The 8885-nt window shown below is 63.7% G+C and carries 8 protein-coding genes, 2 pseudogenes and 1 riboswitch; of the genes and pseudogenes, 3 read left to right on the top strand and 7 right to left on the bottom strand.

Annotated elements, in window-relative coordinates; genetic code table 11:
• From Q0C59_RS14105 to Q0C59_RS14090, 4 genes and pseudogenes are all read right to left on the bottom strand, one after another.
• Positions 1–311: pseudogene (locus tag Q0C59_RS14105) on the bottom strand (hypothetical protein); the annotation flags it as partial.
• Positions 312–373: 62 nt separating this feature from the next.
• Entirely contained in the window at positions 374–1501 is a 1128-nt protein-coding gene (locus tag Q0C59_RS14100) for a phosphatase PAP2 family protein (RefSeq protein WP_291216517.1), read from the bottom strand.
• A 17-nt stretch (positions 1502–1518) separates the two neighbouring features.
• Complete coding sequence (locus Q0C59_RS14095) at positions 1519–3348, bottom strand: adenylate/guanylate cyclase domain-containing protein (RefSeq protein WP_291216516.1); 1830 nt, start codon at positions 3346–3348, stop codon at positions 1519–1521.
• A gap of 138 nt (positions 3349–3486) precedes the next feature.
• The gene (locus Q0C59_RS14090; RefSeq protein WP_069046727.1) at positions 3487–3969 is read right to left on the bottom strand and encodes an SWIB/MDM2 domain-containing protein; all 483 of its coding nucleotides are present in this window, start codon (positions 3967–3969) and stop codon (positions 3487–3489) included.
• A 270-nt stretch (positions 3970–4239) separates the two neighbouring features.
• Between Q0C59_RS14090 and rraA the strand changes: the two genes are divergently transcribed.
• Positions 4240–4743: a ribonuclease E activity regulator RraA gene (rraA, locus tag Q0C59_RS14085; RefSeq protein ID WP_291216515.1), complete on the top strand. Its 504-nt coding sequence runs from the start codon at positions 4240–4242 to the stop codon at positions 4741–4743.
• Between the two features lie 67 nt (positions 4744–4810).
• Here rraA and Q0C59_RS14080 read toward each other — a convergent pair whose 3' ends face one another.
• The 3 genes from Q0C59_RS14080 to Q0C59_RS14070 all read right to left on the bottom strand — a co-directional run bounded on the left by Q0C59_RS14080 (position 4811) and on the right by Q0C59_RS14070 (position 6542).
• Positions 4811–5626, bottom strand: coding sequence for a sulfite exporter TauE/SafE family protein (locus Q0C59_RS14080; RefSeq protein ID WP_291216514.1), 816 nt, complete (start codon positions 5624–5626; stop codon positions 4811–4813).
• A 272-nt stretch (positions 5627–5898) separates the two neighbouring features.
• On the bottom strand, positions 5899–6258 hold the full coding sequence (locus Q0C59_RS14075) for a cell division protein ZapA (protein ID WP_370654289.1): 360 nt from the start codon (positions 6256–6258) through the stop codon (positions 5899–5901).
• Between the two features lie 35 nt (positions 6259–6293).
• On the bottom strand, positions 6294–6542 hold the full coding sequence (locus tag Q0C59_RS14070; protein WP_291216512.1) for a DUF904 domain-containing protein: 249 nt from the start codon (positions 6540–6542) through the stop codon (positions 6294–6296).
• 50 nt (positions 6543–6592) lie between these two features.
• Positions 6593–6843: riboswitch (cobalamin riboswitch) on the top strand.
• A 77-nt stretch (positions 6844–6920) separates the two neighbouring features.
• Here Q0C59_RS14070 and Q0C59_RS14065 point away from each other — a divergent pair.
• Positions 6921–8756, top strand: a complete 1836-nt coding sequence (locus tag Q0C59_RS14065) for a TonB-dependent receptor domain-containing protein (RefSeq protein WP_291216511.1) — start codon at positions 6921–6923, stop codon at positions 8754–8756.
• A pseudogene (locus Q0C59_RS14060) lies at positions 8753–8885 on the top strand (cobalamin-binding protein); the annotation flags it as partial. The gene Q0C59_RS14065 and the pseudogene Q0C59_RS14060, both read left to right, overlap by 4 nt.

The following is an 8885-nucleotide window of genomic DNA, read 5'->3' as shown; positions in this document are numbered from 1 at the left end:
TTTTTGAAGAACCTGGGTTTCACATGCGCGGTGCAAAAGCGCAAAGCGGGCAGGTTGAGGTACACGCGCGGGATCTGCAGCCACTTGACGTTCGAGGCGTCCACCAGCGCCGGCACGTTGGCGCCCGGTGTGAGTTCAATGACGATGGGCAACCACTTCGGCGGCTTGCCTTTGGGCTCCACGCGGTAGCCCGCGAACCCGTCGGCCTCGGCCCAGGCGAGGTAGGGGTCTTGCCCGTCAATCGCGCCCGGCGCGCTCCAGTGAATGCCTGTGAATTCGCCGGTGGGCAGCGGTGACCAACCCGCGCTCATTCGGGATCCCTTCGTGCTGCGCACTGCGGGGCGGGCTTGCTTGGGGCGGCCCGGCGCCGCGCTCATGCCCACTCCTTGACGGCTTCTCCCCAAAGCCACGCCACCAGAGGTGCATTGCCCACACCCGTGATGCCGGCCGATCGTGTGTAGGCGTGGCCACTGGTGTGGTCCATCGACTCGTGCAGATTGAAGTCCAGCGGTTCGCCGTGAGGGCCTTCGAACAGGCGGCCGTCAAAACCGCGCTCGTGCACCTTGGTGCCGGTGGCACGCGCCACCAGAAATTCGGCAAGTGCCGTGCCGAGCAAACGCCCCGCTGCACTGTCCACCGGAAAGTGCACGCCGGCCACCACGCGGTTGGTGGCAATGCGGGCGGCCAGGCGCTGCAGCTGTTCGCGGCTTTCGGTGCCGTTGGGGGTGCCGCTCGTGGTTGCGGCCGCATTGAGCAAGGCCTCCAGCAACACGGCAAAAGCAAAGGCTTCGGCAGCGTGACCACTGGGCCAACTGCCATGCCCCGGGGTTTCGATCATGGGCTGGATCTGCGGCGACAGCGCCACCGGGCGCAGGCTGGCGAAGATGTGCTTGAAGCGCATCTCCACATGCACACACAGCGTGAACATGAGGTCGAGGAGCTGCAGTGTCTTTTTGTGGCGGTGCGCGGTGAGACCCACCAGCGAAGACCAGAACGCCACCGGCAGTCCCATCTGCGCCACGATTTCGGCCGCTCGATCGGCCCGCAGGTCGGCGTAAGCGGCCGTCAGGTCGAGCTGCTTCTTGAACTGCGGCTTGGTGGGCGCACGCAGCTTCACCAGGGGTTTGCGCTGGATGTTGCTGGCCTGCAGGTTGGCGAACTCCAGCGTCGCTTCTTTGGGGCCGCTGCGCGTTCTGAAGAGCAGGCCTTCGACGAGTTCGGTGAAACAGGCTTCGATGCGCGGGCCATCGGTCCACAGGGCGAGGTTCGCGGGTTTGTCGAAGGTGGGTTCGTTGACGTGCAGGTTCGCGCCGATGAAGGGGCCGACGATGGCTGCGCGACTGAGGATGAGGGCGTCGGCCGAGACGATGGACCCGCTGATACCGCCGCTGATACCGCCGCTGATGCCGCCGCTGATGCCGCCGCTGATTCCACCGCTGATGCCACCGCTGATGCCACCGCTGATGCCACCGCTGATTCCACCGCTGATTCCACCGCTCATTTGCTTCCCCTGGTTGGTTAGTGCACTCTTAGACCCAAATTGGTGAGGGCTTTGGCGACTCTTTGCCTGAGCGGACTTTCGCCGCCAGCTGCCAGATACTGCTGCACCGTCAGATGCGGTTGCAGTTGCATCAGGAGAGAGAAAGTCTCCTTCGCATCTTTTTCAAAGCCCAGCTCGTGTTGAGCGATCAGAAGTGTGCGAATCGTGGGCAGGTGATATCGGTTCTTCAGAAGTGAAGAGCGGCAAAGTTCGATTGCCCGTTCCCATCGCTCCAGGGACGCACAGCTTGTTGCCAACATCATCTCGAAGTAGTACTTCTGCGGATCCAGTGGCGAAAGGTGAAGGGCGTTCTCCGCCTCCACCATGGAATCCTCGGGCGTGCCCCACATCGTTGACCACACACTGTTGTACAGCCAGGCCATGGGGTCGTTCGGGTTGCTTTGCGTGGCCTCTTGCAGCAGCCGATGCGATGCGTCCACATCTTCACCCAGGTGGCACAGCGCATGTCCCTTGATGGCCATGGCCAGCGAGCTGGCGGGTTCGAGGTCGAGCGCGCGGTCGGCGGTGTCGATGGCGCGTCGAAAGTCGCGAGCAGGTTCGCTCGAGAGTCCTTGGACCACTTGCATGATGTGCCACTTGGCCAGCCAGGCCCAGGGCGTGGCCACCCGCTTGTGACGGTCTACCACGGCTTCCAGCAGTTGGTGGCTGCGCTGCAGATCCCTCGGCGTGGAGCGGTGCATGAGCGTGATGCCGCCCAGCAGCAGGGCGTTGCTGTCCAGCTGAGGCAAAGGCAACACCAAGGTGCGTTGCACCACGTCGTTCAGCAGCGCCCTGGAGCAGGCCGAGCACAGGGCGTCCAGCAGCTCGCTCTGGGTTTCCATCAGGTCGCGCAAGTCGCCGGTGAGCCGGTCGGCCCAGATCACTTCTTCGCGGCGGTTGTCGGTCAGCTGCGCCATGATCACGACCTTGTCGCCATAGGTCACGTAGCTGCCGCCCAGCACGAACGTGGCTTCCAGGTGCCGACCGATTTCGCCTGCGGACGAGGTGCGACCCCGGAACGCCGTGGTGGACAGGCGCGAGATCACGCGCAGGTCCGGGCTGCGGGCGAGTTGGGCGATGACACCGTCGGCAATCAACTCGCCAATCACGAACTGCTCTGCCGCGTGGCTGCGTGTTTCGAACGGCACCACGGCAATGGACGGGCGGAAGTCCAGCGCGGTGCCTTCGGGCACCTGGGCACGGATCGCAGACGATCCCGCAGTGACCGAATGGATGGCCCAGGTGCGAACCGGCTCGGGCCAATGTTTCAGGTAGCTTTCGCCCCGGTCTTCCACCTCGGCGTCCATGCCGACCACGATGCCGTCGAACACGCTGGCGGTGATGATGGTCTCGCCCGGTGCGGCCAGATCGGCCACCCGTGCCGCGAGATTCACCCCGTGGCCATAAACGTCGTTTTCGTCCGCGTACAGGTTGGTGGCATTGAGTCCTGCCCGAAGGTAGAGCCGCTGGCTCGCGGGCAGCGTGTCATTGAGCGGGGCAAAGTACTTGTGCAGCGTGAGGGCTGCGCGCACCGCATCGGTGGGCTGGTCAAACTCCACCAGCATGCCGTCGCCCAGGCTCTTGACCATGCGGCCCTTGCAGTCCGGCAACACCACCGTGGTGGCGTGGTGCACGAAGCCGCGCCACTGGTTCACCACTGCGGCCTCGTTGGCCGCCATGAGCCGCACCGACTCCACCAGATCCATCACCAGCACCACCTTGTGCAGTTGCTGCGGCAGGGAAGGCGCGGTCGCCGCTTCCCCATGCGTGGCTTGAGCCGGAGGGGTGGGTTGGAGGCTGCTGTTCATGCCGGTGGGGGTATGCGAATTGCGTTGCAGTTTCTCACAACTGACCTTCAGTGCGGCCAGCGCGAGCGCCAAAAACAGCAAAGCCGACTTGCGTCGGCTTTGTTGGGGGTCACACCCAATTGGGTGCGAAAGCCCGGATCACTTCAGGTGGTCGTTGACCAGCTTGGTCATTTCGAACATGGAGGCCTGGGCCTTCTTGAAGATTTCCTTGAGCTTGGCGTCGGCGTTGATCATGCGACGGTTGACCGAGTCCTGCAGCTTGTTCTTCTTGATGTAGTCCCAGATCTTCTTGGTGACTTCGGTGCGCGGCAGGGGGCTGGCACCCACGATGGCGGCCAGAGCGGCGCTGGGGGTCAGCGCTTTCATGAACGCGGCGTTGGGTGTGCGCTTCTTGGCTGGAGCGGCTTTCTTGGCGGCGACCTTTTTGGCGGGTGCAGCTTTTTTGGCTGGGGCGGCTTTCTTTGCCGGAGCAGCCTTTTTGGCTGGAGCAGCTTTCTTCGCAGGAGCAGCCTTCTTGGCAGGTGCCGCGGCTTTCTTGGCCGGAGCGGCCTTCTTTGCCGGAGCAGCAGCCTTCTTGGCCGGAGCCGCTTTTTTAGCGGGAGCTTTTTTCGCAGTTGCCATGGTTGAATTTCCTTCTAGAAGTTGACTTTTTCCCCAGTGGAAAACGCGCTTTCACACTGGTGTCTCGGATGCTAATGGAGATGCCTGTGCAATCCAAGGTGGGCAACGCGGTTTTTTCTCCGTTTTGAGAGGGAGAACGCGGCTTTTTGGCGAGGAAAACAACACTTCGATGCGCCCGGAGCCAAGCGCGGCGGGGCTTGCGGGCGCATCTGCTCCAATGCGGCGCATCTCTGCTCGCTGTGAGCGAATCACTTTTCAAGAGGAAACACCATGACCAACACGCCTTCATTCGCCACCTGCGACCTGTGCGACGTTCACAAGAACGACGGCTCCGGTGCGTTTCGCGTGCTGCCGCCGGTGTTCCGCGATTTCGGTGCGGTGCACCGGTTTTCCGGGCCCGTTGTCACGGTCAAGTGTTTCGAAGACAACTCGCTGGTCAAGGCTGCCGTGGACAGCGCGGGCGAGGGCCGCGTGCTCGTGGTGGATGGTGGTGGCTCGCTGCGGCGCGCCTTGCTGGGCGGCAACCTCGGAGCGGCCGCTGCGCGCAACGGCTGGGCCGGTGTGGTGATCGATGGCTGCGTGCGCGACGTGGCCGAGCTCGCCGCCAGCAACACCGGCATCCGCGCACTCGCCGCCATGCCGCTGCCCACCGAAAAGCGCAACGAAGGCCAGCGCGATGTGGCGGTGCAGATCCAGGGTGTGTGGGTCAGGCCGGGCGACTGGCTCTATGCCGATGAAGACGGCATCGTGGTCGCCGACCGGGTGCTCAACTAGGAGGCCGCAGCGCTGGGCCGCCCCAAGCAAGGCCAGCCCCCTTGGGGGGCAGCGACCCGCGCAGCGGCTAGGCTGTGATGCCTTTGTAGAGCATGTACGCAGCCAGCATGTAGAGCAGGCCGGCAAACACGCGCTTGAGCGATTTCACCGGCAGAGCATGCGCGGCCCTCACACCCAGCGGCGCCATGAGCACGCTGACGCTCGCAATCACCACCAGCGCAGGCAGGTAGATGTAGCCCACGGATCCGGCCGGGAGGTCCTGCACGTTCTGGCCAGCCACGATGTAGCCGAGCGCATTGGCCAGCGCAATGGGAAAGCCCAGCGCCGCGCTGGTGGCCACGGCGTTGTGGATGGCCACGTTGCACCAGGTCATGAAGGGCACGCTCACGAAGCCGCCGCCCGCACCCACCAGGCCCGAGAGAAAACCGATGACGCCGCCCGCACCGAGCAAGCCCGGTGTGCCCGGAATGGTGCGCGTGGGTTTGGGTTTTTTGTCGAGCAGCATCTGCGTGGCCGAGAAGCTCACGAAGCCGGCGAAGAAGAACGCGAGCCAACTGCCCTTGAGCAAGGCAAATACGCCCAGGCTGGCGATGATCGACCCCACCACGATGCCGGGCGCGAGGCCCTTGACGATGTCCCAACGCACGGCGCCGCGCTTGTGGTGCGCACGCACGCTCGAGATGGAGGTGAAGATGATGGTGGCCATCGAGGTGGCGATGGCCATCTTGACGGCGAGGTCGGCCTCCACACCCCGGGCCGAGAGGATGAAGGTGATGAAGGGCACCATGAGCATGCCTCCACCGATTCCCAACAAGCCGGCGAGGAAGCCGGTACCGAGGCCGAGCACGGCCAATTCAAGAATCAACAGGGGGTCTAAAGGCATGAAAGGTGTCTGCAAGTGCAGCCGGACCGGCATCCTGAACCTGGGTTCAGGTGGGCAAGGGCAGCGTGGCTTCGGGATCGTCTGACGCGAGACGCTCACGCCAGCCACGCAATGTACCAAGCCCGGGCTCTAAGAGCATTGGATCAAGGAAATATAAAGCCCGGCACGCACTGCAGACAGGCAAATTGTAGGTGTTGCGTGAGGCCCGCGCGGCCCGAGGGAAAAGAAAAGAAGGCGCAGTGACGGACGGTGTGAAAGCGCGCGCTGCAAGGTCAGAGCAGGCGTCCGTCTTTGTCCAGCGTTTGGTCCAGCCGGCGCATGAGTTCGTCCACGCGCGCCTGCGTGTGCGGGTCCAGCGGATCGTGATCAAACGCACCACCGGCTTCGGCAAATGCGCTGTTGTCGGCCTGGCCGAACGACGAGGCCTGGAAGCTCTCGGCCTCGAGCCGTTCGGCTTCCTTTTGAGAGAGTTCAAACGCGAGGTTGAGCGAAGCCAGCACCGCGATGCGGTCGCGCGCTTTCACCTTGCCGGCATCGCGGATGCGGCACATGGCGGTGTCCACACGTTCCACTGCATCGAGCAACGACGACTCGCCACCGGGCGGGCACGAGAGCAGGTAGCTCTGGCCCATGATCTGAACCTCGATCTGTTTGCTGCCGGGCTTGTTCACGAGTGGTCCTTGTGGGTATCCGACGGCGACCGGGTCGTGTCGGTCTGGCTGGGAGCCAGGCGTTCGAGCAGCGCATCGATGCGCGCGCGTGCAGCCATCAGACGGGATTTGAGCGAGTCGCGCTCGGCCTGCAGCGTGTGCACCTGCTCGACCAGCAGGGCGTTGGTGCGCTGCAGTTCTTCGTGGCGCAACAGCAGGCGTTCGACACGCTCGGTGATCTGGTCAAGGTGCTTGGGATCGGCCATGGTGGGGACTCGCAGTTTTCGCATTGTAGGGTTGGCCCAGGCGGGCGCGGCTTAGAATGCCGCCTGTTGGTGCTCGCGGTGTGGTTCACATGCCGCAGTTCAACGGGAAGCAGGAGGGTGAGTCCACAAGGACAAACCTAACCTGCGCTGCCCCCGCAACGGTAAGCAGACGAGAGACCCGACGCAGATCGGGCCACTCCGCTTTCATCAAGCAGCCACTGGACGACACATGTTGTTGTCTGGGAAGGCGATGAAGGTTGTTCTGTCAGCCCGGATACCGGCCAACAAGGTGGTGGTGCGTCTGATTCAGGCGCGCCGCCGTGACGCTCAGGCACCGTCGGGGAAGGCGGTGAGGGCTTTGTCTCTTGTTTCTTCATCATGAAAATCCAAAAACTGCGCGCGCCTCTGGCCGCGCTGCCGCTGGCCGTTCTGGCCGCTTTGCCTTCCCACGCCCAAACCGACACCTACGCGCTGCTGAAAGAAACCGTGGTGACCGCAAACCGCGTCGAGACCCGCACCGATGCAGTGCTCAGTGACGTTGTCGTGATCGATACCGAGCTGATCGAGCGGTCCGCCGGTCGTTCGTTGTCGGAGCTCCTGTCGCGCCACGCTGGCCTGCAAATGAGCGCCAATGGCGGATTGGGAAAACAGTCGGGCTTGTTCATCCGGGGCACGGAGTCGCGCCATGTGCTGCTGCTGATCGACGGGGTGCGTTACGCATCGAGCACCTCGGGCTCGGCCGTGCTGGACAACATTCCACTGAGCGTCGTTGACCGGATCGAGGTGCTCAAGGGACCCGCTTCCGCGCTGTATGGCAGCGATGCCGTCGGCGGCGTGGTGCAGATCTTCACCAAGCGCGGCAAGAAGGGTTTTCATCCTCAGGCCAGCCTCGCAATGGGAAATTTGGGCCACCGGAGTGCGACGGCCGGGATCAGCGGCGGCAACGAGACAGTGACCTACAACCTGAGTCTGGGCAGCTTGCGGGAGAGTGGGTTTTCGTCGACCAACCCAAAGGTGGCTTTCGGCAACCACAATCCGGACAAGGACGGATTCGAGCAGAACAGCATCGCCGCCTCGTTGCGCTGGGCGGTCTCACCAGGGTGGACAACCGACCTGTATGTGACCCAGGCGGACAGCGTCAGCCAGTTTGACCAGGGGCCAGGCACTTTTGACGTGCGATCGGAAGCGACAACGAGGATCGCGGGCTGGGACTTGGAGCGCAAATGGTCGGCTGATTCAAGAACCCAGTTGCGCCTTGCGCGCAGCGACGACAAGTCCGACAGCTTCAGCGCTCCGGGCGCGCCGGATGCATTCGACACCGCCCAGACCCAGTGGACGTTGCAGCATGACTGGAAAACGGCTTTCGGGATCGTGCTGGTGGGTCTCGAATCGCTCGAGGAAGAGGTGTCTGGCACCCAGGCCTATGCCGTCAATGCACGCCGCACCGATGCTGCGTTCGTCGGCCTGAACGGCCAGGCGGGGCGCCACCTGTGGCAGGCCAACGTGCGGCGTGACGACAACTCGCAGTTCGGCGGCGCCACCACCGGTTTCGCGAGCTACGGTTTTCAGGCAACACCCAACTGGCGCTCCCACATCGCCTACGGCACCTCGTTCAAGATGCCGTCGTTCAACACGCTCTATTACGTGTCTGCCTTCTTCAATGGCAACCCCACCACCCAACCCGAGCGCGGCAAGAACCGTGAGGTGGGCCTGACCTATTCCCGCGGTCTGCACGAGCTGAAGCTCACCCGGTTCGACAACCGAGTGCGTGGCTTCATTACCACCCAGCCGGTGGTGACCAACGTACCTCGGGCGCGCATGGAAGGGTGGTCTCTGGCCTACACCGGCGAGGCGGGCGCCTGGAGCTGGTATTCCCACCTGGAACTGCTGAACGCGCGCAACCTGGCCAACCAACGCAAGCTGCAACGCCGCGCCGATGAGGTTTTGACGGCTGGCGTCGACCGCAGCATGGGCGCGTGGCAGTGGGGCGCATCGCTGCAACTCGTGTCAGACCGTTTCGACGACGCTGCCAACACGCGGCGCCTGCCGGGCTTCGGCACGCTGGACCTGCACGCCCGCTACGCCTTGAACAAAGACTGGTCAGTCGCCCTGCGACTGAACAACGCAGGCGACAAGTTCTACGAAACCGCGTACGGCTACAACCAGCCCGGCCGCGCCGCCTATGTCACGCTCAACTGGGCACCACAGCGATGACGCACAGCAGCCTCGGCCCGCAGCGCATCGTCTGCCTCACCGAAGAGACCACCGAGTGGCTCTACCTGCTCGGGCAGGAGAGCCGCATCGTTGGTATCTCCGGCTACACGGTGCGCCCGCGCCGGGCGC

It is taken from the genome of Hydrogenophaga sp. (assembly GCF_022844385.1).
Classification (GTDB): domain Bacteria; phylum Pseudomonadota; class Gammaproteobacteria; order Burkholderiales; family Burkholderiaceae_C; genus Hydrogenophaga.
Note: the sequence above shows the minus strand (reverse complement) of the source record. Positions and strands in the feature narration are given on the sequence as shown.